Below are 23,009 nucleotides of genomic sequence, written 5' to 3' on the forward strand. Positions count from 1 at the left end.
CAGCTACCATAAGAGCGCAGCCACCAGCCATAGGATCAAAAGGGGTCGGAGTGAAGCAGTTCTTTCATGACATTTCCTGGGCGCAGATCATCGCCGGCGCTCTTGCAGCCATGACCTCCTTCTGGCTGGCCGCCAAGATCGGCGTGGCTGGATCCATCATCGGCGTTGCCATCGGTTCCATTGTCTCTGCCGTGGCCTCGCAGATTTACAAGAATGTTTTGGAAGCCTCTGGCCAGAAGCTGCAGGAGTCCGTGGTCGGCGGTGCTGACCAGGACGATGACGACTCGGATTCGGATGGACAGACCACGACGAAACCGGCTCAGAGCAAGGATCGCCCTGGCGATTCCAAGGATGCTGCCGACGGGTCAACCCAGGTCATGGCCCCGGTAGATGGTTCCACGCAGGTCATGCCTCCCGTCGGTGACGAAAAGTCGGCATCCAAGACCGGCAGGACCATTTCGTCCAGCAATGGTCCACGAACACACGCGGCCTCAATCACGGCAAACAGCAAGAAGAAGCTGGATCAGCGCCGACGCAATGTCATCATCGTCTCCGTGGTCAGCGCCCTGGTGGCCGTGCTGCTGTCCGCCCTGGCCATCAATGCCCTGACCAAGGGCGAAGGCACCGACAAGGTGGTTCGCAACGTGGTCAGCCCACCGACCAGCCAGGTGGTAACCCCCAGCCAGGAGGAGGAGACCCCCTCCAAGCCCGCGCGGCGCACCGAGGAGCCTGAATATCAGGCGACTCCCGGTGCCCCTCAGAACCAGCCCTCCGGGTCAAATCAGAACCAAGGCAGCGAACAGGGATCCGGGCAGGGTCAACAGCAAGGAGGAAACCCCACGAGCTCGCCTTCGCCGTCTGCCGACGCGACCGGCTCCACGCCCAGTCCCTCCAGCACGACTCCTACGCCACAATCGTCACCGACGAGTACGGCCAGTCCTTCGGCTCGTAGCTAATAACCAACCTGCCGCTCGGCGTGGCACACCCATCCCACCATGTAATGTGACTAGGGTCACTTTCGGGCGGTTCAAGAGGCCCGTCCCTAAGGATCTGGTCCCGAAGGCGGAATCAGCAATGAGAAAGGTGTGTATATGCGCAAGGTTCTGTGCTCTCCAGGCTCCTATGTTCAGCAGGAGGGCGCCATGGGAAAGCTGGCCGAAGAATACACGGCTCTGGGCACCAAGGGCGCCCATCTGATCGTCGACCCGGTCATCGACGGGCTCTACCACGACGACATCGTCGCCTCCTTTGAGCACGATGGGATCCCCTACGAACTGATGAAATTCGGCGGCGAGTGCTCCATGGAGGAGATCGACCGTCATCGTGCCCATCTGGGTGACAGCGATGTGGTGGTCGGTATCGGCGGTGGCAAGACCTTGGATACAGCCAAGGCCGTGGCCCATTTCGCCAACCTGCCGGTCATGATCGTGCCCACGGCAGCCTCCTCTGACGCGCCCTGCTCACGACTGTCTGTGCTCTACACGCCTGAAGGTGTCTTCGATCGTTACCTGCCCCTGCCTGCCAACCCGAATGTGGTCCTGATGGATACCGACGTGATTGCCAAGGCTCCGCTTCGGTCACTGGTGGCCGGTCTGGGCGATGCCTTCGCCACTTACTATGAGGCAGCCGCCTGCGTGCAGTCGAACGCGGTGACCATGACCGGGGGACACGCCACCATGGCCGCCTTCGCCCTGGCCCGTCTCTGCCGCGACACCCTGCTGGAGGATGGCGTCAAGGCCGTGGCCTCCGTCAAGGCCGGTGTGCGCACAGCCGCCCTGGAGAAGATCATCGAGGCCAACACCCTGCTGAGTGGTCTGGGCTTCGAGAGCTCCGGCCTGGCTGCAGCCCATGCCATTCATGACGGAATGACCGCCCTGGAGGGTACCCATTCCATGTTGCACGGCGAAAAAGTGGCCTTCGGCACCCTGGCCCAGCTGGTTCTTGAGGATCGGCCTTTGGAGGAGACCCGCAGAGTCTACGACTTCTTCCGCAGCGTGGGTCTGCCCACCTCTCTGGAGCAGATCGGCATCGGTCAGGCCAGCGATGAGGACTTGCTCAAGGTCGGCGAGCACGCCTGCGGCCCTGACGAGACCATGGGCAATATGTCCTTCGAGGTGACCCCCACCGACGTGGCTCACGCTCTGCGTGCAGCCGATCAGCTCGGCAAGCAGCTCTGAGTTCTCCTGCCCTGATCCCCTGTAAAGGGCAGGCGGCCGCCGGCATGAAGTCGGCGGCCGCCTGTATTTTGACTGGTTTTGCGCTGGTCACCTTTGCAGGGAGGCAGCAGCCTTTCGTATGGCTTCCTCATCAGGGCAGGTAGCTGGACCGGGCTGTGTAGTGGAAAGGGCCCCTGCGCAGTTGGCCAGTGTCAGCGCCTCCTCGATGGGCAGGCCTTGGAAGATGCCCGCGCAGAGGACACCCGAGTGGGCATCGCCGGCACCGTTGGTGTCTATGGCATGGACCTGTGGTGTGGGAATGTACTCGATCTGCATCGAATCCTTGGGCTGGCAGTACCAGGCACCACGGGCACCGGCCCGCAGAACCACCGGACTGCCCAGTTTCTGCGAAAGCGAACGGCAGGTGGATTCCAGCTTGGTTTCACCGCGAACATCTGGTCGGCATCCCAGACGTTCCGCTAGGATTGGTCCCTCGCGTTCATTCAGCGACCAGATCGGATGCAGTCCGTTGACCGTTTTCAGCACATCCAGCGCAATATCGGCCACCATGGGTCCCAGGTCGAAGAGCACGGGGAATCCTTTGCCCTGGTGTCTGTGAGCGAATCCGACCAGGCTTCGGGTGTTGTCCCCGTGGCAGAAGGAATATCCGCTCAGGTAGATGACATCGCCGGCAACCAGGTCCATGCTTTCGTAGGTTCCCTCCGGCACGCGGGTCTCTGCGCCCCTTGTCGATACGAAGGTGCGTTCCCCCGAGGGCTCGATCATGGCCACTGAATAGCCGGTATCACAGTCGTCCAGCACAGGCCCTTGGGCGGGAACTTGAAGGGCGGCAAGGGCTCCACGGGCCATGTCCGCCATCGGACCTGTGCCAATCGCCCCCATATAGGCTATCGGTGCCCCCATCTGCCTGGCTGCGTGGATCACGTTGTATCCGCCGCCGACCTTTATGGCGCTCCGTCTGGCGAATATGTCCCCGCCACGTTCCGGAAGGTGGTCGATGTCCATGCTCAGGTCAATCACCACCTGACCCAGATGGAGAATCCTTGGCTCAGTCATTGCCGCTGCCCCTCACCGCCACGGAATCACTGGAGAGGAGGTGCAAAATGGCGTAGAGGATTCCTCCCAGGAGAAGGGATACCAGCCACGCCAGGCCGTTCCTTCCCAGGAAGCTGCCGGCCAGCGGTCCTGAGAACCAGACCTCGTTCTTGGAGACCTGGGCCGTCACGAACAGGAAGCCGACGACTATCCCGACCAGCCAGCTGATGATGGCAGGGAGGTTGACTCCGTGCCAGTACCAGTATGGGGAATCGGCTTGAAGGTTCAGAAGGCCGTCCGAATCGTAGCGTTTGCGGAAGATTATATCTGACAGGAAGATGCCTGCCCAGGTGCTCAGCGGCACTGCCAGTAGGGAGATGAAGGTAACGAAGGGGCCGTAGAATCCGTCGGAACCCAGCGTGAAGTACAAGGCTCCACAGGTGGTCACCACCACATCGACGATAACCGCATAGACACGGGGGATTCTGATGCCCAGAGTGATGGTGGTCAGACCGGCCGAATACACGGAAAGGTTGTTCGACATGAGCAAGCCGGCGAATGCGGCAATCAGATAGGGGATGGAGACCCAGGCGGGCAAAGCGCTTCGAACCGCGGCAACTGGATCAGCGGCGGAGGCAATGGTGGAGTTGCCTGCTGTCAGGACCGATCCCAGGCCGATGACCACGACCAGGGGGATGCCGGCACCGGCCGCTGCAGTCAGAATCAGAGAGCCGGATTTCACCGAGGTCTTCTGGTAGCGGGCCATGTCTGCGCCGGAGTTGACCCAGCCGATTCCCGTTCCCGCGGCTATGGTACCGACACCGATAAGGAAGGCGCTGGCTGAGCCGGGAGTATGGCCGATGAAGGAGGACCAGTCGACGGTCGTGGCCAGATAGATGGCAACCAGGAGGGTGAGGGCGCCGAATATCCAGGTGGCCCATTTCTGCACGGTGAGAATGAAGGCGTGACCGGCGGCCGAGACCACCACGGTCAGGGCTACGAAGACGGCGATGCAGACGAAGGTCAGGAAGGGGGAGCGCTTGGCATCAGCCGGGGTGCCGAAGATGATGGCGATCAGGGAGAGCAGTGCAAAAGCGCCGGTCATCGTGTTCACCGTCTCCCAGCCCAGTCTGGACAACAGGGCCACCAGGGTGGGGCCTGCATTGCCTCTGACGCCGAAAATGGCCCGGGACAGGGTCAGTGTGGGGGCCCCTCCTCTTCTGCCTGCTATAGAGATGATGCCGACCAGGGCGAAGGATCCGAAGGCTCCGATGGTGGTGGCAAGCAAGGCCTGCCAGAGGTTGAGGCCCTGGGCAATCAGTGTTGCTCCCAGAGGGATTCCCAGGATCGAGATATTGGCGGCGAACCAGACCCAGAAGAGCTGGCCGGGCGACCCGTTCCTCTGGTCCTCGGGCACGGGTTCTATGCCCCTTTGCTCAACCCTGGAGAGGATGGTGCCCTCTTTTGGTGCAGTTGACATGGATTGTCTCCTTTGACTCAAGATGTACTGAATGTAGTGAGGATTGCCTGGATTCTACATTTTCGTATTCCCGGCTGATTCAGTCTTATCGGTTTTACGCTTTACTGCCTTAGGGCAATCAGGCCTCGGGCTGTCCGCTGCAGGTCGAGGCGGGATACCGAAGCCACCTGGGAGCAGAGTGCAGGGTCGAAGACCTCGGGGCCGGTGCATGCGCCGGTCATTGCTCCGGTCATTGCGGCGATGGTGTCCGTATCACCGCCAAGGTTGACCGCAGTGAACAGAGCCGATTGGGGATCGTCGGCAAACCTCCAGGCCAGGGCGAAGGCGGCTGCCACGGACTCATTGGACTCGACCGAGGTTCCGCAGTCTTCAATGAGGTGGCGTTCGAAATCGTCCTCATCGCTGAATTCCTCAGATAGTCGTATTGCCTGGCGGGCGCGTGCGGGGACCGACGCCTTGGGAGTCCAGGCCCCGGGGGTCTCCATGGCTGGCACCAGGCGCAGGGATTCATTCAGTGCCTGGCGAACGGTCATTCCTTCAAGTCCCAGACTGACTGTCGTAGCGATCAGCGCGGCACTTTGAAAGCCTGCGACCGTGTCGTGGGTGACCTGGCAGGACTCGTAGATGCGATTGGCCAATCGTTTGGTGTCTTCGGGTCTGTTGGCTATGCCTACCGGGGTGACTCGCATGGCCGCCCCATTGGTGGTCCCGGTCCTTCCCGTGGTCATGATGTCTGCGCATCGGCGAACCTGTTCCAGAGCCAGCTTGGTTGAGGGCCCCAGCAGATCGAACGATCCGCGCGACTTCATGTCATCCTCCCAGGCCAGAAGGCACTTGGCGAATTCCTTTGGATCGATGTGTCCCTTGCCTTCGATGATCAGATTCGCCACAATCAGCGCCTGCTCGGTGTCATCGGTCACAGACCCCGCAGGCATACCGGGAGCTATAGGCTGATCCGCGATGGCATCACGAAGTGTGCCAACCCTGCCGTAGGCCTCATGGATAGCTGCTGGACTCATGCTCTGCGTGGGCATGCCCAGTGCGTCCCCCAAAGACAATCCAGTAAGCGCGCCCAGTGCGCCTTTGTCGGTTCTGGTCATTGTTGCGCAAGCCTCCGGAGTCGTTGCGATGGATCCATCAATCTGTCTGTAGATGGATTGCGAAATTTCTGATCGGAATCATTGTATGCCCTTGGAACATTGTCGGCACAGGCGGTGAAAGATGCCTAACTTGCAATGGAGAATGGGAGCCCGATTGAGTTCCATCCCTGTGAAGTGGGAGATAAAAACAGTGCAGGCACACCATGGTTACAGACTTGATCAAGGTATGGGTTCTATAGAGCGTGGACGACAATTGGCTGAGATTGCCCGTTGGAACCGTAACTGGGTTTGCCGCTGTGTCTTAGTCCAGGCTCTCGCAGTTGCAGAGGCGCTGGATATAAAAAAGAATCCCGAGGTGACCTCGGGATTCTATCTGTGGAGCTAGGGGGGTTCGAACCCCCGACCTTCTCCATGCCATGGAGACGCGCTACCAGCTGCGCCATAGCCCCGTGCTTGCCTTGCTTGGTGAAGCCTTGCTTATAGTACACCGGGATTGGCGAATGGAGCAACTCAGTGTGTTGCCCCGGAATTGCAGGGATTGTGAGCCATTTGATGGATTTTATCCTCGAATGGTCTTGAGTCATTCCTGAGCTTGCAAGTGCGCTAGCATGATGAACAAGGGGCGACCAAGGGGGTCGGCAGCAACGGAAAGGCGGCGGACCATGACCGGCAAAAACGATGCCGAAGTGCGGGCTGAAAAGCGGAACGGGAACCATCCTGGGGACCAGCTCATCATCAACTGCCTGCCCTTGGACCAGAGTGAACGACAGGAATTCCTCCAGGCGGCTCCAGGCGTTCGTCAGGAGTTCATTGTCGACACGGACATGCGGCAGAGCATGCATTGGCTCATCGATGTCCCTCAATCCCTCCGATCGGAGGCCACGATCATTTTGGGTAATCCGCCGGCCGAGCAGGTGGTTGCCTGCCGTAACCTGGTCTGGCTGCAGACCAGCAGCGCGGGTGTGGATGCCTACCTGAAACCGGGGGTTCTGCCTTCGGATGCCATGTTGACCAGTGCCTCAGGCGCTTACGGGCAGTCGGTCTCCGAGCATATGTTCGCCATGATGTGGGCCCTGATGAAGGACCTTCCTGGTTACCGGGACAATCAACGCATGGGCCGTTGGGAACCTCGCGGGGCTGTCCTTTCACCGCGCGGTTGCCAGGTTCTGGTGTTGGGCACGGGGGATATCGGAGCCTCCTTCGCCCGTCTGGCCAAGGCTGTAGGCGCTCGGACCATCGGCATCAGGCGGCATCCCGACCAGTCGGTGGAGGGGTTCGACCGTCTGGCTGGTTTTGACGATCTGGATGCCCTGCTGCCTGAGATGGATGTAGTGGCTCTGGCCCTGCCTTCAACGCCGCAGACCAGACATATCATCGACGGCCATCGTCTTGCATTGATGAAGTCCACCGCCGTGCTGATCAACGCGGGCAGGGGAGATGCCGTGGACTGCATGGCTCTGGCCCAAGCCCTGGATAAGGATGGCATTTTCGGTGCAGGGCTGGATGTGACCGAACCGGAACCTCTGCCTGAAGACCACCCACTCTGGAGGCAACCACGCTGCCTGCTCACTCCGCATGTAGCCGGGGGAGCCTACCTGCCCTCCAACATGGACAAGGTTCGGGAAATCTGCCTGGATAACCTTCATCGATTCATTGATGGCAGGCCCCTGCGCAACCGGATGAGGTGACCACTGTGCCTACAGAGCGAAACCGCAGCGGCCGCCGTCATCGGCGGACAATGGTTCTGCGGTGGGCGGCTGTCCTGCTGGCGCTCGCATTGATTGTGGCGGGCTCCTTGGCCCTGGCTGGCAGGCTGGTGGGCATCGGGCCTGCTCGCCATTCAGACAATCAAAACTCCTCCGCAAACGGCCCCAGGACCGCTTCTCACGGCCCGCCCGGGTATTCTCCAGAGCAGACCGCGGCCCATCCGCCTCTGACCTCGCCTGTGGACTACAACCATGACGGCGTGGATGACTACACGGCCATGGTGCGTGGAGCCCATCAGGAGGCCCGCCGCCATCCTCATTATGACAGTGGCTACTACCAGGGCGGCTATCCTCCCGATGACCGCGGCGCCTGCACCGACGAGATCTGGAGGGCCTTCCGGCAGGCCGGCTACGACTTGAAAGCCATGGTCGATGCCGATATCGCCTCGTCTCCTGGAGCCTACGCCGGAGTGATCAACAGCCCGGATCCGAACATCGACTTCAGACGCACCAACGTCCTCGGCGTATTCCTATCCCGGCATGCCCAGCGTCTGACCAACGACACCGTGGCCACCGACCAGTGGCAACAGGGCGACATTGTCATCTTCGACACCTCCTGGCACATCGGCATGGCCTCGGATAAAAGGGACAGCCAGGGCATCCCCCTGCTTCTGCACAACATGGGTCAGCGCGCCAGGGAGAACGACTACCTGGGGTCACCGGGCCATCGTCCCATCACCGGCCATTTCCGATTCGATGCCTCCAAAATCCAACCCGCCGTCCTGCGCCCATGGAGGGGGTGACCCGGGACTACCCTGCGAAATTGAGCACGGCGACAACTGGTTATCTGCTACTATCGGTTCGGCCAGACACGTCGGCCAGGTCCGAGCATGAGAGGCGGTGATGGCGATGATGAGAGTATTCAGCACCATGAACGGGCAGATCGAGCAGATCGGCAAGGCTTCCAAGGGCTCATGGATATGCTTATCGGCGCCCACCGATGTCGAGCTGGCCAACGTCTCGCAGACCACGGGCATAGACCTGGCTGACCTGCGTGCCCCCCTGGACGATGAGGAGCGTTCCCGCGTGGACGTGGAGGACGAGTACACCATGGTCATCGTCGACATTCCCCGGGCCGAGGAGCGCGACGGCCGGGACTACTACGAGACCATCCCTCTGTCCATCATCGTCACCGAGGATCTGATCGTCACCGTCTGCATGCAGGACACCGTCCTGCTCCACCCCTTCATGGAGGGCACCATCCGGGGTTTCAACACCTTCATGAAGTCCCGCTTCATCCTGCAGATCCTCTACCGCAACGCCACCCTCTACCTGCGATACCTGCGCATCATCGACCGCGAGTCGGACCGGCTGGAGCTCAAGTTGCGCCACTCCATGCAGAACCGAGAGATCCTCATGCTGTTGGAGCTCAACAAGACCTTGGTCTATTTCGCCACCAGTCTCAAGTCCAACGAGATCGTCCTTGAGAAGCTGACCGGCCTGGAGCGGATCAAGCGCTACCCGGATGATGAGGACCTTCTGGGCGACGTGATCACGGAGAACAAGCAGGCCATCGAGATGGCCAACATCTACTCAAGCGTGCTTTCGAACATGACCGATGCCTTCGCCTCCATCGTCTCCAACAACGTCAACAACGTCATGAGGATCTTCACCATCATCTCCATCAGCCTGTCGGTGCCTACGCTGATCTTCTCCATGTATGGCATGAACTTCAACCAGGGTATGTTCGGCATGCCCTTCACTGACAAGCCTTGGGGTTTTGCGGTCGTGGTGATTCTTTCGGGCCTGGTGACCGCCTTGGTAACCTGGTTCCTGACACGTTCGAAAATGTTCAAGTAGGGATCGATCATGTTTGCACGCAGGATTGCGGCGGCTCTGCTGGCACTGGTTCTGGCGGTGCCCCTGAGCGGGTGCGGATCGCAGGAGGATTCCTACCGTGCGGGTTCCATCGGTCCCAAGATCAGCGTGGGCATCTCCTTCGACCAGCCTGGACTTGGATTCGCCCAGTCCGGCCAGTACCGGGGACTGGATGTGGACGTGGCCCAGTATGTGGTCCACGAGCTTGGATACGCCGAGTCGCAGATCGTTTTCCGCCAGGTGAAGCCTGCGAACCGCGAGCGCATGCTCGAACAGGGCCAGGTGGACATGGTTGTGGCCGGCTACTCCATCACCCAGGAACGGCAGAAGCTGGTGGATTTCGCCGGGCCCTATCTGGCTGCCGGGCAGGATTTGCTGGTTCGCCGCACCCAGAACGACATCGCTGGAGTGGAGGATCTGGCCCAAAAGCGGGTCTGTGTGGCAGCGGGATCCACCTCCGGGGCACTGGTGCGCTCGCTGGCCCCGGATGCCCAGGTCCAGGAGCGGGATGAGTTCCCCGAGTGCATCACGGCCCTGCTCAGCGGGGATGCGGATGCTGCCAGTGGTGATGACTTCGCCCTGGCTGGCCTGGCTCATGTTCGTGGTGGCGGCCAGTTGCGCCTGGTCGGCAAGCCCTTCTCCCATGAACGGTACGGCATTGGCGTGCCCCACGGGGATCCTGAGCTGGTGGACGTCATCGACCAGGCCCTGAAGAGGATGATGCGGGACGGATCATTCAAGGCTGCCCTGAGCCGGGCATCCAAGTCGATTGGTTTCTCCGTGGATGGCGCCGCCCGCACCCTGCAGCCTGGCGATCACTGAGCACGGATTCCGCCAGGATGACGGATGCTGGACATCAGCCTGGCCGTGTCCATGTGAATGGCGATAATTCACCATATGAACGCGAACGAAGACAGGGATCATCAGCAGACCCAGGAATCCAATCAGCCTCAATTCCGCTACGATGCCGCCATGGCTCAGACCATCGAGGAGCACTGGCAGCAGCGCTGGGACAAGGAGGGCACCTTCTGGGCCGCCAACACCAAGGGTGACCTGACGGATGCCCACGGAGATCACGCTGGAGGCCGCAGTCCCTACTTTGTCATCGACATGTTCCCCTATCCTTCGGGTAAGGGCCTGCATGTGGGCCACCCCCTGGGCTACATCGCCACAGACGTGGTCAGCCGCTACCACCGGATGAAGGGGGAGAACGTCCTGCACGCCATGGGCTACGATGCCTTCGGTCTGCCCGCCGAGCAGTACGCCGTCCAGACCGGCCAGCATCCCAGAGTCACCACCGAGCAGAACATCGCCAACATGCGCTGGCAGCTGCATCGGCTGGGACTCAGCTTCGACGATCGCCGCTCCTTCGCCACCATCGATACCGACTATGTGCGCTGGACCCAGTGGATCTTCTCGCGCATCTACGAGTCCTGGTACGACCCCGACTACCGCCGTGCCGACGGGGGGATGGGCTCGGCCAGGCCCATCAGCGAACTGGTCGAGGCCTTCAAGTCCGGAAGCAGGCCCATTCCAGGCCATCCCGGCGCTTCTTGGGAGGAGCTGGACGAGGCTGAGCGCTCCGAGGTGCTCAACGACTTCCGCCTGGCCTACATCTCGCGCTCGCCGGTCAACTGGTGCCCCGGGCTGGGCACGGTCCTGGCCAACGAGGAGGTGACCGCCGAAGGACGCTCCGAGCGGGGCAACTACCCGGTCTACCAGCGCGAGCTCAAGCAGTGGTCCATGCGCATCACCGCCTACGGCCACCGGCTTCTGGAGGATCTGGACATTCTGGACTGGCCCGAAAAGGTCAAGCTCATGCAGCGCAACTGGATCGGGGAGTCGCACGGGGCTTCGGTGGACTTCGCCGTGCCCAGCCCTGACGGCGATCAGACCATGGAGGTCTACACCACCCGTCCCGACACGCTTTTCGGCGCCACCTTCGCCGTGGTCTCTCCCGAGCATGACCTGCTCCAGCACCTGCCCGAAGAGTGGCCCGAGGACGTGCCCGAGCAGTGGAAGGGCGGCTATGCCAATCCCACGGAGGGTGTACAGGCCTATCGGAGGGCCGCCGAAGCCAAGACCGCCAAGGATCGTGTGGACGAGGGCGGAGTCAAGACCGGCCTGTTTACCGGGCTGTATGCGGTCAACCCCATCACCGGGGCCAAGCTGCCCATCTTCACTGCCGACTACGTGCTGATGGACTACGGCACCGGAGCCATCATGGCTGTGCCCGGTGGCGATCAGCGCGATTACGACTTCGCCGTCAAGTACGGCCTGCCCGTCGTCTACACGGTCAGCCCACTGGCTGATTCCGGCCAGACCCTGGACGACTACCGGGGCAAGGCGCCTTTCGTCTCCCACGACGGCATTGTGGTCAACTCTTCGGTCCGGGCCACCCAGGCCGCTGGCGACCAGCTCAGCCTGGACGGCCTGCGGGTTGACCAGGCCATCGAGAAGGTCACTGCCTGGCTGGAGTCTGCCGGGGTGGGCCATGGGACGGTTTCCTACCGGCTGCGCGACTGGCTCTTTTCACGTCAGCGCTACTGGGGCGAGCCTTTCCCGGTGGTCTATGACGACCAGGGCCTGCCCCATCTGCTGCCCGACGATCAGCTGCCGGTGGCCCTGCCGGACGTGCCCGACTATTCGCCCAAGACCTTCGACCCCGAGGATGCCCAATCCAGCCCGGAGGCACCGCTGAGCCGCAACCAGGACTGGGTGAACGTGACCCTGGACCTGGGTGACGGGCCCAAGGTCTACCACAGGGACACCAACACCATGCCCAACTGGGCCGGCTCCTGCTGGTACTACATGCGCTACATCGATCCCAAGGATGACCGGCACATGGTTGATCCGGAGGAATACGACTACTGGCTTGGACCCAAGCACAATGCCACGGCCGGGGAGTCAGGCGGTGTCGACCTCTACGTGGGCGGCGTGGAGCACGCGGTGCTGCACCTGCTCTATGCCCGCTTCTGGCACAAGGTCCTCTATGATCTGGGTTACGTCTCGTCCAAGGAGCCCTTCCACAAGCTCTTCAACCAGGGGATGATCCAGGCCTACGCCTACACGGACCAGCGCGGCCAGTACGTGCCCGCCGCCGAGGTGGAGGAGCATGAGGAGGGCGGCAAGGTCAGCTACACCTGGCAGGGTCAACCGGTCAACCGCGAGTTCGGCAAGATGGGCAAGAGCCTCAAGAACATCATCACCCCCGACGACATGTACCGCACCTACGGGGCCGACACCTTCCGCCTCTACGAGATGAGCATGGGTCCCCTGGACGAATCCAGGCCCTGGAACACACGCAACGTGGTGGGTGGCATGCGCTTCCTGCAGCGGCTCTGGCGCAATGTTGTGGACGAGCAGACCGGCGAGGTGGTCCTGGACGAGGGTGAACCCGACCAGAAAACCCTGAAGCTGCTCAACACCACCATCCACGACGTGACTGCCGAGATGGAGGCCATGCGGCCCAACACGGCCATCGCCAGGATGATCGTGCTCAACAACCATCTGACCGGGCTGAATCCGACGCCCAGGGCGGCCATCGAGCCGCTGGTGCTCATGCTCTCGCCCATCGCTCCCCACATCTGCGAGGAGCTTTGGAGCCGTCTGGGTCACAATGAGTCCCTGGCACATGCCCAGTGGCCGACCTGGGATGACCGCTATCTTGGCGAGGACACGGTCACCGCCGTGGTCCAGGTCAAGGGCAAGGTCCGCGGCAAGCTGCAGGTCAGTCCCGATATCGCGCCCGACCAGCTCAAGGCCATGGCCCTGGCACTGCCCGCCGTCCAGGAGCGGCTGGGCGGCAAGGAGCCTCGGAAGGTCATCGTCAAGGCCCCCAAGATCGTGTCGGTCGTGCCAGCCTGACATATTGCACTGTCCGCAGCCAGGCCAGGCTGTGGACAGGCGACGACCTTTGACCACATAGCCCCTCGACTTCATACCGGGGGGCTTTTTCATGTCAGGCTGGGTCCATGAGCATCAACAGCACCCAGCCGCCGGCGCCGCCCCTTCAGGCGCTGGCCCTGAATCAATCGGTCCGTTCGGAGGGGCCAGCCTTTGGCATGGCCGAGTCCAAGGTTCGACGGAATCGGCCTGTCTGGTCATTTACGCCGTTGCAGGCCTTGACAGCCATCCTCATTCTGGTGGCGGCCCTTGCCCTAAGCCTCACCCTGCTGGCCCAACAGGGACGGGCCCTGGCTGCAGGAGTGACTGTTGACGGATCCGGGACCGGCTCATCGGCTCCAGCGAACGGTAATGTGAACAGCGCTGCACACCGAGACAAGCAAGTCTCGGGTAACGAACATGGCCGGAGCACTCCGAGTGAAACGGGTAGCGAGCAGGCCAATCCGGCCTTAGGTTCCGCCCAACATACGGAAAAGGCCGACGGTGCCGCTGCCGCTCCGGCCTCCAGTGCCTCCTCAGGTTCGGCCGATCAGGCGGGACGTGTGAATCTCAATAGCGCCAGCCAGCAGGATCTGGAAAACGTCAAGGGGATTGGTCCTGTCAAAGCTGCAAAAATATTGGAACATCGGCGCGCCATCGGCGGTCGCTACTCGTCAGTCGACCAGCTCCTGGATGTCCCCGGCATCGGTGCCAAGACCCTGGCCCGATTACGCCCATATCTGGTGGCGCAATAATGGCCGGTCATTCAAGAGTCCATGATGCAACTGATCGGGAGAACGGCAGCCGCAATCTTCGGATGCTCCCCGCTGCCTGTCTGGCCTGGGCGGTTGCACTACTAGTCCCTTGGCTGCTGGACCTGGGCAGGGGCGGTGATTTGACCAAGTCGTTGGGGGAGTCCAGAGGCGACATGGCCGGAGCTAGTACTGCCGGTGGAAGTATGGGCATGACGGTCTGGATGACACCGCTTGTCCTGGCACTTTCCTTATTCCTCGCAATGGTCCTGCTTGCCATCAGGCTCGTCTGCTTGGTCGCCACAGAGGACACCGATTGCAGGAGTCAGATATTTCGCCGGCCCCATCGCTCACGCAGACGGCACCAACTGTACCAGGTTTGTGTGCCTCGTAGGAATAGAGATGACCAGGGCGAAAGTCCTTGGAACGAAAACCATCGTGGTATCCGGTTTCGGTGGTTGCACCGGTTCTCAGGCCAACGCTCGCATGCTGTGTTCAGGCGCTGTTCCGATTGCAGGTCTTCCTCATTCCGCCCCTCTTCCGTGCTTGTTTCCGCCTTGCAGTCATTGGTGTCCACCTGGTCTGGTCCTCGGAGGCTACCAATGCTGGCCGTCCTGGCTGCGGTGGCTTTGGCTGTGGCAGTTGCCGCTGCAGTTGGTCATGAGTCAGTGTGCGGTGGGCCGGCGGCCCGTCAGATCCGTCAGGGGAAGGCGCTTGTCGAGGTGCGCGGCCGGGCTGTGGGCCCTATGAGCGCATCCTCTCGACGAGGTTGGGACTGTCAGGCGGAATTAAGGCTGCAATGGGTGACTGTGGCTGGGGTGCGCATGCCCTCCGATGAACGGATTGTCCTCTTCGCCCGTAGTCGGTCATGCCTGTTGCAACAGGGTGGACAGTATCGTGCGCAAGGCCTCTTGGAACCCTCCGCTTACGGACGTCCTATGCCTTGGCTGGCCGTGGAAGGCGGAATAAAAGAAGTCAGGCCGCCAGGCCCCAGTAGACAATTGATCGCTCGCATGCAAGGGGCTTTTCTTGAACAGACCAGCAGGCTGGACGACCAGGGGCGGATCCTGGTCCCGGGGTTGACCATGGGCATCCTGGGCAACCAGGCCCTGCCGGGTTCGGACGGGTCCTTGGGCAGAGCGGCAGTGGAGCCCGCCTATGCCGCCCGTCTGACCCAGGATTTCCGGGCATCAGGCATCCTTCATCTGATGGCTGTCTCCGGCGGGCACTTCATGATCCTGGCCTTGCTGCTGGTTTCGATCATGCGGGCCCTGCGCTCGCCGCCCCTGCTGATGGCCTTGGTTTTGTCTGTAGCCTATCTGGGTTTGGGAATGCTGATGGTCCCCGGGGATTCAGTCTTGCGAGCTCAGGCCATGGGGTTTCTTTCAACACTGGCTCTGGCCGCCTGCCGGCCTGCACAGTCATTGAATACCCTGTCCTGGTGCGTGCTGCTGGTCCTGATTCTGCGGCCTTCCATGGCCGCAAGCTACGGTTTTGCGCTCTCCTGCGGTGCCGTGCTGGGCATAGGTCTGGGCAACCGGCGGTTGACGAACCTTCTTGAAGACCATCTTCCGGCATTTCTGGCGCGTCCATTGGCCACGACCCTGTGTGCCCAGGCCGGGACGCTGCCTGTGCAGGTGCTCATGAGTCCCGGACTGCCTCTGCTGGCTCCAATGGCCAACCTTCTGGTCACTCCTGTGGTCGACGCTGCCACGGTGACCGGCCTGCTGGCTCTGCTCACCTCCTGGCTCTGGCCTCCAGTAGGGCTCTTGCTGGCACGACTGACCTCCCTGGGTACCGGAGTCATGGCTTTTGCCGCCACATGGCTGGGCGAGGCTGTTGCTCCGGCGGCCTGGCCATCGGGGCCAGTCGGCAGTGCCTGCCTGCTTGTTCTGGGTCTGATGGCCGTAATTGATCACAGGCTGATTCGACTCATCCGTGCCCGGAGGCGGGACTGTTCATGGTCATCTGTGACAGACGTGATCTCGGGGGTTCCCTTTCGTCCATCGGCCTGGGTGTCAATCAAGGGCTGGTTGCAGCAAACCTATGGTCTTCTAGCACAGTTGGCCTTCAAAAACGACCGAGGTTAATGTCCAGTGATGAAGGGAGATTTGAGTCATGACCAAAGCTCAGCAGGAGAACCCTTCCGTCCATCTGGTGGTCGGCGGCGATCCCTTCCTCAACGGGCAGCGTGTCAAGGAGCTGTGCGCACAGGCATGTGCCGCCCATCCGGACAGTGAATACATAGAGATGGACGCGGCAGACTGCGACGCTTACGCCTTTCAGGAGGCGGTCGGACCTTCCCTGCTCAGTCAGACGGCCGTGATCCTTCTGGATGATCTGCAGGCGGCCGACGAGGCCTTGACTCAGGCCTTGGTGGATTTCTGCCGCGAGCCGGCAGGTTCCGAATCCAGCATCGTCATCGCACACCATGACGGGGGCAACAGGGGCCGCAGGCTTTTGGACCAGATGGAACGGGCCGGAGCAGTCATAGAGCGTATGCCGGATCTGAAGAAGTTCGATGACAAGGTCGACTTCGTCTATGGACAATTCAAGGCTCATCAGCGCCGAATTCAGCCACGGGCGGCTCAGCGTCTGGTGGATGTCCTGGGCGAGCGTACTCCTGAACTGGCTGCCATGTGCTCTCAGCTCTGTTTCGATTTTGACCAGGATCCTATGACCTTGGAGATCGTCAATCGCTATTTGACCGATAACCCGGCTGTATCGGGGTTCGCCGTGGCGGACAGGGCCCTTGCTGGCCGACCGGCCCAAGCCGTCGTCGCCCTGCGTTCAGCTTTGGAACAGGGTAACGAACCGGTATCACTTATCGGAGTACTGGCTCTGAAGTTGCGGACGCTGGGCAAGGAGGCGGCCATCGAGTCAGGGTCCATCACGACAGCCGAGGCCAAAGCCGCCTACTGGCAGTTGCGGGAGGCAAAACGACAGCTGCATGGATGGACCTCCTCCGGTCTGGCGGCCTGCATTGAGGCCTTGGCCCAGGCTGATGAGATAAGCAAGACCAGCAGCGGCGACGCCCGCTATGCTCTGGAGCGGGCAGTGGAGTTGATTGCCGCCAAGGGAAGGACATTGGCATGAGCCTGCAGGACAGCGCCGGACATCAGGATGGATTCGAGCTGGCCGTTCCTACAGGTGAGGACATGCAGCGTCTGGGCAGAAACCTGGCCTCGTGTCTGCAAGGCGGGGATGTGGTCCTCCTGTCCGGGCCTCTGGGGGCGGGCAAGACCACGCTGGCCCAGGGACTGGGCAACGGACTTGGAGTGGACGGCCCTGTAGTCTCGCCCACGTTCACCATCGCAAGAGAGTTGCATGGCCATCTATCCGACGGCTCGCCGGTCACCCTGATTCACGTTGATGCATACCGGCTGGGCGGACAGGACTATCTGCCAGGCGAGGATGCCGTGGATCGGCTCCTGGATGAGCTGGAGTCCCTTGGTCTGGACGAAGAGCTGGAGGATCCGGGCCAAAGCACGATCATCCTGATGGAATGGGGTGAGCAGATGGCCTCGGCGCTGGCCGATCAACGTCTGGAGGTGATCATCGACCGACCCGTGGATGCCCGGGAAGATCCTGACGCGCCACCCAGCTCCCAGGGTCAGCGTATGGTACGTCTGCGTGGAGTGGGTCCTTCATGGGCCACCAGACTGGAGCAGCTGAGAAAGGCGATGACGGCATGAGCGGGAGCGATACGCCCCTTTTGGTGATCGATACCTCATATGGCTCGACTGTGGGGCTGCCCGGGAGTGAGCCTTGCATCGAGACTGACTCGCGCTCGCATGTGGAACGCCTCCAGGTCAATATCGCCAAGGTCATGGACCAGTCTGGGCTGTCTGCAGACGATTTGAGGACCATCGTGGTGGGACTGGGTCCTGCACCCTTCACTGGTCTGCGGGCAGGCATCGTCACTGCCAAAGCTCTGGCATTTGCCACGGGTGCTCGCCTGCTGGGACAGGACGTCCTGGAGCCGCAGGCCCGCTATGCTTACAGCCGGTTCAACCAGCAGGACCAAGACCATTCCCGGCTCCTGGTCCTGGCAGTCAATGATGCTCGGCGTCGGCAGCTCTACTATCGGCTCTTTGACGACTTTGGAGACGTGGAAGCCCCGGCCCGGCCGCTGACCGAAATGAGCATCGACTATCCAGCCGCTATCTGTGAGAGAATCACGGCCGTTGTAGAAGAGCGTGAGTCTGTGCACCAGGGTCCTGTCACTCTGGTCATCAGCGGCCACGGAGCCGGTCGCTACGCTGACCAGTGGGAACATTTGGATAAGGATTCTGATATACGGGTTGTGCTGGACGAAGGGTCCTTCCTGGAGGATAGGGCACAAGGAACGGGTCTGATGGCTGCTTGTGCATGCCGACGTGCCCAACAGGGGCTGATTGATTCGGTGGAGCCGCTTTACCTTCGCAGGCCGGATGTCTCCGTACCCAATCCGCTTAAGCACGTGGCAGTCCAGTCATGATTCGCAGGGCGGCTTTGGGGGACCTGGACCAGCTTGTCGATCTGGAGGCGTGCGTTTTCGGCGACCAGGCCTGGAGCCGGCATGAGCTGCGGTTTGAGTTGTCTGCGCCCTCGCGCACCTACCTGGTGTGGGATGGCCGGGGTGCCATCCTGGGCTACGGAGGTTATTGGTCGGGTGAAAGGGATGCCGAGCTGATGACTATAGGGGTGCTGCCGGAAGCCAGGAATCGAGGCATTGCGGGATCCCTGCTGTCCAGGCTGATCGCAGGAGCAGATCGCGAGGGTCTGCAGCGCATGAACCTGAAGGTGCGCGTAGATAATCCCGCGGCCATCAATCTCTACAAGGATTTTGGCTTCTCGAAGACGGGTCTATCCAAGGGCTACTATCAGCCTGAAGGCGTGGATGCCTGGGCTATGACCAGACCTTTAAGCTCGGTCGGGCCGGGTCCGGTGGGCTCTGTCGGCAACAGGCTTTCAGAAGGACAGGAAAGGATCATTGACCATGAGTGAGCCTCTGGTGCTTGGCATCGAATCCACCTGCGATGAGACTGCGGCCGCCCTGGTTCAGGGCAACCGGCTGCTGTCCAACGTGGTGGCATCCTCCATGAACGAGCACGCCCGCTATGGCGGTGTCATACCCGAGATCGCCTCGCGGGCACACGCTGAGTCCTTTGTGCCGGTCGTCTCAAAGGCCCTGAAAGATGCGGACATGGACCTGTCACAGGTCGATGCCATAGCGGTCTCGGCCGGACCAGGACTGGCCGGATGCCTGGCCGTAGGTGTTTCCGGTGCCAAGGCGCTGGCCTGGGCGGCGAAAAAGCCTCTGTATGGCATCAACCATGTCATCGGCCACATAGCGGTCACCCAGCTCCAATTCGGTCCCTTCCCTCAGAATGCCCTGGCCCTGATCGTTTCCGGCGGCCACACCTCGCTGCTGCAGGTTGATGACCTGGCGCGATCGGTTCAGGTGGTGGGTACCACCCTGGACGACGCGGCGGGGGAGTGTTTCGACAAGATTGCACGCCTGCTCGGCTTCCCCTATCCCGGCGGCCCCCACATCGATCGCCACGCCCGTCTGGGCGACCCTCACGCCATCGCTGTGCCCCAAGGGCTGACCAAGGGCCGGGCCGGGGCCGAGCATCCCTATGACTTCAGCTTCTCCGGAGTCAAGACCGCCGTGGCTCGATGGGTCGAACGCAGACAGCAGGCCGGGCTTGACATTCCTGTGGATGATATTTGCGCCTCCCTGGCGGATTCCGTGGCCACCGTCCTCTCCCGCAAGGCCATGGCCGCCTGTCATAGGTTCGACACGGATACCCTGATTGTCGGAGGTGGTTTCTCTGCAAACTCGCAGCTGCGCGTCAAGCTTCAGGAGTTCGGCGACCAGGAGGGCGTCAAGGTCCGTATTCCGAAGATCAACCTGTGCACGGACAATGGTGCCATGGTGGCCATGCTGGGCGTCAATCTGGTCCAGGCTGGCCTGTCTCCCTCTGCTCCTGACTTCTCCATTGACTCGGCCATGCCCATGGACAGGATCCTCATGTAATCGACACGCCAAGTTGTCGGATATGAAAGTCCGGACTATAGTATGGTAATTGTGTTCAGCGAGAGTTGAACGGGACATTCCCGCATAGCTCAGTTGGCAGAGCGTTCGACTGTTAATCGAAATGTCGCTGGTTCAAGCCCAGCTGCGGGAGCTCTCAACCGCCGGTGATCCGGCGGTTTTCTTTATCTGTCAGAGGTCTTTATATTGTAAAATCTGTCATGTAAATAGCCCTTTCCCTTCTCTCAAATACTCCTGGTTGTTGAAAATATAAGTATCGGAATCCTCAGCCGACTGAATTAATGTGAGGTCTCCTGACCCGAGGCCTGATGCCTCGGCATGTTGTGAGTATTCTCATCCCTAGTGTGAGATGAATGATTATGTAGCATTTCGTTCGGCACGAGGACAGGCGTTTTTGTGATTACATGGGACCACAGACGGATGGCTCGTCGAATTCACAACGTTGTACTATTCAGATGTTCCATAGTTCCAACATGGACGAAAAACGTGGACGATAAAGTCAGAACGAAGGAGTCAGACGGTGACGCAAGGGCAGCAAACTCACAGCGGCAGGGCACAGTTCAGGATGGACGAGGAGCAGGAGTCTACGCCCATTGACGATCGCCTCTTCGGCTCCTTTGTGGAGCACCTAGGCAGGGGAATCTACTCGGGCATCTATGAGCCGGGCCATCCAAAAGCGGATGAGCAGGGTTTTCGCAGGGACGTCATGGATCTGGTCAAGGAACTGGGCGTGACCACCATCCGATACCCGGGCGGTAACTTCGTCTCGGGCTATCGCTGGGAGGATGGCGTGGGACCGCGCGAAAGCCGTCCTCGTCGTCTCGACCTGGCCTGGCACTCCGGCGAAAGCAACGAGTTCGGCCTGCACGAGATGAGCGACTGGCTGGACAAGCTGGGCGGCAATGAGCTTATGGAGGCCGTCAACCTAGGCACCAGGGGCATGCAGGAGGCCCTGGATCTGCTTGAGTACTGCAATGTGCCATCGGGCACCGAGCTTTCGGAACGGCGTCGTGCCAACGGCCATGATCGCCCCTTCAACATCAGGATGTGGTGCCTAGGCAACGAGATGGACGGCGACTGGCAGATCGGCCACAAGAGTGCAGAGGAATACGCAGATCTGGCCAACCGGACAGCTGTGGCAATGCGCATGATCGACCCGGACTTGGAACTGGTTGTATGCGGCTCCTCCTCGCACACCATGCCCACCTTCGGCCTCTGGGAGCGTACCGTGCTGGAGCGCTGCTTCGAAAATGTGAACTTTCTCTCATGCCATGCCTATTACGCGCCCAAGGATGGGGACATGGCCAGCTTCCTGGCTTCCGGCGTGGACATGGACAGTTTCATCACCGACGTGGCGGCCATCATCGCAGCCTCGCGTGCCCGGCTGGGCAGTGATCATCAGGTTTTCATCTCCTTCGACGAGTGGAATGTCTGGTACCAGGATGCTGAGGCCAGCAGATCGCCCGAAGGTATCGGCAATTGGCCTATAGGCGCGCCGCTCTTGGAGGATGTCTATTCGGCGGCAGATGCTGTGGTGGTGGGCGACCTGCTGATCACCCTGCTTAGGCATGCCGACGTCGTTCATGCGGCCAGCCTGGCCCAGCTGGTCAATGTCATCGCCCCCATCATGACCAAGCCCGGCGGCCCGGCCTGGAGGCAGACCATTTTCTACCCCTTCGCCCTGACCGCCCGTTATGCACGAGGTGGCAGCGTGCTCAAGAGTCTGCAGAGCGGCGACACCTATGAGACATCCCGCTATGGCCAGGTGCCCATGACTGATTCAGTGGCCGTCAGAGGTGCCGATGGCTCCCTCAGCGTTTTCGCCGTCAACCGCAGTCTTGACCGTTCTGTTGATTTCAGCATCGCCCTGCCTGAACAGGATCGAAATCGGCATGCCACAGTCAGCACCCTGCACGAGGAGGACCCCTCTGCACACAACACGCTTGAAGACCAGGAGCGAGTCGTCATGCATGCCCGGAAGGACTTCAGGATGGATGAGGACGCCTTGAACCTTCAACTGCCTCCCATCTCCTGGACGGTCATTCATCTGGCTTAAAAGGCCGCTAAAAGCATCTAGGCCGGGAACCTTTCGAGGATGCTCGATTATGGTTCTCTTGCGGTCTGTGTTGATGTGGACGACTACATATTCGACCACATGCCTCCTTCCGGTTCACGTGGCTGCGGCATCCAATCCATCATGATGGTGGGCGCCCAATCGGGCATCCACGATGACGGAATGAAGGTGCGACTATGGCCTGTGCGCGTGACCATAAGAACAAGGGCATCAGGCGGGTTACCGGCCGGATGCCCATCATGCCTTCCGGCTGTCGGCCCCCATGGTTTCCCAGGACCCTGCTGGTGTTGATGCTGGCACTGGTCCTGTCGGCTGCGGGGCCGACGGCAACCGTCACGGCTCAGCCTGCGCCGACCCTGCCTTCGGCTGCAGCTCCGGCGCAGAGGGGTCGAGTTGCCTCGTCGACTGTAGCCTGCCGCCGGGGCTGGCTGTGGCCCCTTGAACCTCTGCCTGGTGACAAGGCCGCCCCGCTGGTTATGCGTCCCTTCGATCCCCCGGATCGTCCATGGCTGCGCGGTCATCGCGGGATAGATTTGGCGGCGGAGCAAGGCAGTGACATCCGTGCTCCGGCAGACGGGGTCATAGCCTTTGCGGGTTCCGTGGCAGGTAAGGACGTGGTCTCCATACGTCACGGCAACCTGATCTCCACCTATGAGCCTGCACAGAGCTCTCTGCCGACAGGAACCCGACTGCAGGCCGGTGCAGTCTGGGGAAGGGTGCAGGGAGCCTCCGACCACTGCGCCCAGGAGTGCCTGCACTGGGGCCTGAAAGACGATCAAGGCCATTATCTGGATCCTGGCGCTAGGGTCGGATGGCATCGCATTCGTCTCAAGCCCCTGTAGGAATGTGAGGTTTGCTTGCAGGACTCGCGCGTTTGCA

At 61.1% G+C, this 23,009-nt stretch carries 19 protein-coding genes and 2 tRNA genes; 17 read left to right on the forward strand and 4 right to left on the reverse strand.

Annotated features, from left to right (window positions below; all coding sequences use genetic code 11):
- The first annotated feature begins 50 nt into the window (after positions 1 to 50).
- A complete protein-coding gene (locus ACNAOV_RS03480; RefSeq protein ID WP_416517971.1) occupies positions 51 to 956 on the forward strand; it encodes a hypothetical protein in 906 nt (301 codons plus the stop codon).
- A gap of 135 nt (positions 957 to 1,091) precedes the next feature.
- Complete coding sequence (locus ACNAOV_RS03485; RefSeq protein ID WP_416517972.1) at positions 1,092 to 2,177, forward strand: glycerol dehydrogenase; 1,086 nt, start codon at positions 1,092 to 1,094, stop codon at positions 2,175 to 2,177.
- 87 nt (positions 2,178 to 2,264) lie between these two features.
- On the opposite strand, the gene ACNAOV_RS03490 is transcribed toward ACNAOV_RS03485, so the two are convergent.
- The 4 genes from ACNAOV_RS03490 to ACNAOV_RS03505 form a co-directional block, all read right to left on the reverse strand.
- Complete coding sequence (locus tag ACNAOV_RS03490) at positions 2,265 to 3,233, reverse strand: PfkB family carbohydrate kinase (protein ID WP_416517973.1); 969 nt, start codon at positions 3,231 to 3,233, stop codon at positions 2,265 to 2,267.
- Positions 3,226 to 4,692: a purine-cytosine permease family protein gene (locus tag ACNAOV_RS03495; protein WP_416517974.1), complete on the reverse strand. Its 1,467-nt coding sequence runs from the start codon at positions 4,690 to 4,692 to the stop codon at positions 3,226 to 3,228. The genes ACNAOV_RS03490 and ACNAOV_RS03495 overlap by 8 nt, the downstream gene beginning before the upstream one ends.
- Positions 4,693 to 4,793: 101 nt before the next feature.
- The gene (locus ACNAOV_RS03500) at positions 4,794 to 5,792 is read right to left on the reverse strand and encodes an ADP-ribosylglycohydrolase family protein (protein ID WP_416517975.1); all 999 of its coding nucleotides are present in this window, start codon (positions 5,790 to 5,792) and stop codon (positions 4,794 to 4,796) included.
- A 376-nt stretch (positions 5,793 to 6,168) separates the two neighbouring features.
- A tRNA-Ala gene (locus ACNAOV_RS03505) sits at positions 6,169 to 6,241 on the reverse strand.
- Between the two features lie 213 nt (positions 6,242 to 6,454).
- Here ACNAOV_RS03505 and ACNAOV_RS03510 point away from each other — a divergent pair.
- From ACNAOV_RS03510 to ACNAOV_RS03580, 15 genes are all read left to right on the forward strand, one after another.
- Positions 6,455 to 7,480, forward strand: a complete 1,026-nt coding sequence (locus ACNAOV_RS03510; protein WP_416517976.1) for a D-2-hydroxyacid dehydrogenase — start codon at positions 6,455 to 6,457, stop codon at positions 7,478 to 7,480.
- 5 nt (positions 7,481 to 7,485) lie between these two features.
- Positions 7,486 to 8,301 carry a DUF1287 domain-containing protein gene (locus ACNAOV_RS03515; protein WP_416517977.1) on the forward strand — a complete coding sequence of 272 codons (816 nt, stop codon included), beginning with the start codon at positions 7,486 to 7,488 and terminating at the stop codon, positions 8,299 to 8,301.
- Between the two features lie 106 nt (positions 8,302 to 8,407).
- Complete coding sequence (locus ACNAOV_RS03520) at positions 8,408 to 9,358, forward strand: magnesium transporter CorA family protein (RefSeq protein ID WP_029678922.1); 951 nt, start codon at positions 8,408 to 8,410, stop codon at positions 9,356 to 9,358.
- A 9-nt stretch (positions 9,359 to 9,367) separates the two neighbouring features.
- Positions 9,368 to 10,198, forward strand: a complete 831-nt coding sequence (locus tag ACNAOV_RS03525) for a glutamate ABC transporter substrate-binding protein (protein WP_416517978.1) — start codon at positions 9,368 to 9,370, stop codon at positions 10,196 to 10,198.
- Between the two features lie 75 nt (positions 10,199 to 10,273).
- Positions 10,274 to 13,243, forward strand: a complete 2,970-nt coding sequence (gene leuS, locus ACNAOV_RS03530) for a leucine--tRNA ligase (RefSeq protein ID WP_416517979.1) — start codon at positions 10,274 to 10,276, stop codon at positions 13,241 to 13,243.
- 107 nt (positions 13,244 to 13,350) lie between these two features.
- Positions 13,351 to 14,016: a ComEA family DNA-binding protein gene (locus ACNAOV_RS03535; RefSeq protein WP_416517980.1), complete on the forward strand. Its 666-nt coding sequence runs from the start codon at positions 13,351 to 13,353 to the stop codon at positions 14,014 to 14,016.
- Between the two features lie 599 nt (positions 14,017 to 14,615).
- Positions 14,616 to 16,103, forward strand: a complete 1,488-nt coding sequence (locus ACNAOV_RS03540; RefSeq protein ID WP_416517981.1) for a ComEC/Rec2 family competence protein — start codon at positions 14,616 to 14,618, stop codon at positions 16,101 to 16,103.
- Positions 16,104 to 16,131: 28 nt separating this feature from the next.
- Complete coding sequence (holA, locus tag ACNAOV_RS03545; protein WP_416517982.1) at positions 16,132 to 17,109, forward strand: DNA polymerase III subunit delta; 978 nt, start codon at positions 16,132 to 16,134, stop codon at positions 17,107 to 17,109.
- On the forward strand, positions 17,106 to 17,708 hold the full coding sequence (tsaE, locus tag ACNAOV_RS03550; RefSeq protein ID WP_416517983.1) for a tRNA (adenosine(37)-N6)-threonylcarbamoyltransferase complex ATPase subunit type 1 TsaE: 603 nt from the start codon (positions 17,106 to 17,108) through the stop codon (positions 17,706 to 17,708). The genes holA and tsaE overlap by 4 nt, the downstream gene beginning before the upstream one ends.
- Complete coding sequence (gene tsaB / locus ACNAOV_RS03555) at positions 17,705 to 18,493, forward strand: tRNA (adenosine(37)-N6)-threonylcarbamoyltransferase complex dimerization subunit type 1 TsaB (protein ID WP_416517984.1); 789 nt, start codon at positions 17,705 to 17,707, stop codon at positions 18,491 to 18,493. The genes tsaE and tsaB overlap by 4 nt, the downstream gene beginning before the upstream one ends.
- Positions 18,490 to 19,002: a ribosomal protein S18-alanine N-acetyltransferase gene (gene rimI / locus ACNAOV_RS03560; RefSeq protein WP_416517985.1), complete on the forward strand. Its 513-nt coding sequence runs from the start codon at positions 18,490 to 18,492 to the stop codon at positions 19,000 to 19,002. Before tsaB ends, rimI begins: the two co-directional genes overlap by 4 nt.
- Entirely contained in the window at positions 18,995 to 20,038 is a 1,044-nt protein-coding gene (tsaD, locus tag ACNAOV_RS03565) for a tRNA (adenosine(37)-N6)-threonylcarbamoyltransferase complex transferase subunit TsaD (protein WP_416517986.1), read from the forward strand. Before rimI ends, tsaD begins: the two co-directional genes overlap by 8 nt.
- 78 nt (positions 20,039 to 20,116) lie before the next feature.
- A tRNA-Asn gene (locus tag ACNAOV_RS03570) sits at positions 20,117 to 20,189 on the forward strand.
- A 432-nt stretch (positions 20,190 to 20,621) separates the two neighbouring features.
- On the forward strand, positions 20,622 to 22,112 hold the full coding sequence (locus tag ACNAOV_RS03575) for an alpha-N-arabinofuranosidase (RefSeq protein ID WP_416518143.1): 1,491 nt from the start codon (positions 20,622 to 20,624) through the stop codon (positions 22,110 to 22,112).
- Positions 22,113 to 22,306: 194 nt separating this feature from the next.
- Positions 22,307 to 22,972, forward strand: coding sequence for a M23 family metallopeptidase (locus ACNAOV_RS03580; RefSeq protein WP_416517987.1), 666 nt, complete (start codon positions 22,307 to 22,309; stop codon positions 22,970 to 22,972).
- Positions 22,973 to 23,009: the final 37 nt, after the last annotated feature.

The sequence above is a fragment of the Bifidobacterium asteroides genome, from assembly GCF_048001765.1.
GTDB classification, from domain to species: Bacteria; Actinomycetota; Actinomycetes; order Actinomycetales; family Bifidobacteriaceae; genus Bombiscardovia; species Bombiscardovia asteroides_K.

Excerpts from the sequence above, each read along its gene's own strand:
- rimI (WP_416517985.1), top strand. The coding sequence starts at position 18,490 with ATGATTCGCAGGGCGGCTTTGGGGGACCTGGACCAGCTTGTCGATCTG.
- tsaD (WP_416517986.1), top strand. The coding sequence starts at position 18,995 with ATGAGTGAGCCTCTGGTGCTTGGCATCGAATCCACCTGCGATGAGACT.
- ACNAOV_RS03500 (WP_416517975.1), bottom strand. The coding sequence starts at position 5,792 with ATGACCAGAACCGACAAAGGCGCACTGGGCGCGCTTACTGGATTGTCT.
- ACNAOV_RS03535 (WP_416517980.1), top strand. The coding sequence starts at position 13,351 with ATGAGCATCAACAGCACCCAGCCGCCGGCGCCGCCCCTTCAGGCGCTG.
- ACNAOV_RS03485 (WP_416517972.1), top strand. The coding sequence starts at position 1,092 with ATGCGCAAGGTTCTGTGCTCTCCAGGCTCCTATGTTCAGCAGGAGGGC.
- ACNAOV_RS03575 (WP_416518143.1), top strand. The coding sequence starts at position 20,622 with ATGGACGAGGAGCAGGAGTCTACGCCCATTGACGATCGCCTCTTCGGC.
- ACNAOV_RS03510 (WP_416517976.1), top strand. The coding sequence starts at position 6,455 with ATGACCGGCAAAAACGATGCCGAAGTGCGGGCTGAAAAGCGGAACGGG.
- ACNAOV_RS03540 (WP_416517981.1), top strand. The coding sequence starts at position 14,616 with ATGCTGGCCGTCCTGGCTGCGGTGGCTTTGGCTGTGGCAGTTGCCGCT.
- tsaB (WP_416517984.1), top strand. The coding sequence starts at position 17,705 with ATGAGCGGGAGCGATACGCCCCTTTTGGTGATCGATACCTCATATGGC.
- ACNAOV_RS03525 (WP_416517978.1), top strand. The coding sequence starts at position 9,368 with ATGTTTGCACGCAGGATTGCGGCGGCTCTGCTGGCACTGGTTCTGGCG.
- ACNAOV_RS03580 (WP_416517987.1), top strand. The coding sequence starts at position 22,307 with ATGGCCTGTGCGCGTGACCATAAGAACAAGGGCATCAGGCGGGTTACC.
- holA (WP_416517982.1), top strand. The coding sequence starts at position 16,132 with ATGACCAAAGCTCAGCAGGAGAACCCTTCCGTCCATCTGGTGGTCGGC.
- leuS (WP_416517979.1), top strand. The coding sequence starts at position 10,274 with ATGAACGCGAACGAAGACAGGGATCATCAGCAGACCCAGGAATCCAAT.
- ACNAOV_RS03495 (WP_416517974.1), bottom strand. The coding sequence starts at position 4,692 with ATGTCAACTGCACCAAAAGAGGGCACCATCCTCTCCAGGGTTGAGCAA.
- ACNAOV_RS03490 (WP_416517973.1), bottom strand. The coding sequence starts at position 3,233 with ATGACTGAGCCAAGGATTCTCCATCTGGGTCAGGTGGTGATTGACCTG.
- ACNAOV_RS03520 (WP_029678922.1), top strand. The coding sequence starts at position 8,408 with ATGATGAGAGTATTCAGCACCATGAACGGGCAGATCGAGCAGATCGGC.
- tsaE (WP_416517983.1), top strand. The coding sequence starts at position 17,106 with ATGAGCCTGCAGGACAGCGCCGGACATCAGGATGGATTCGAGCTGGCC.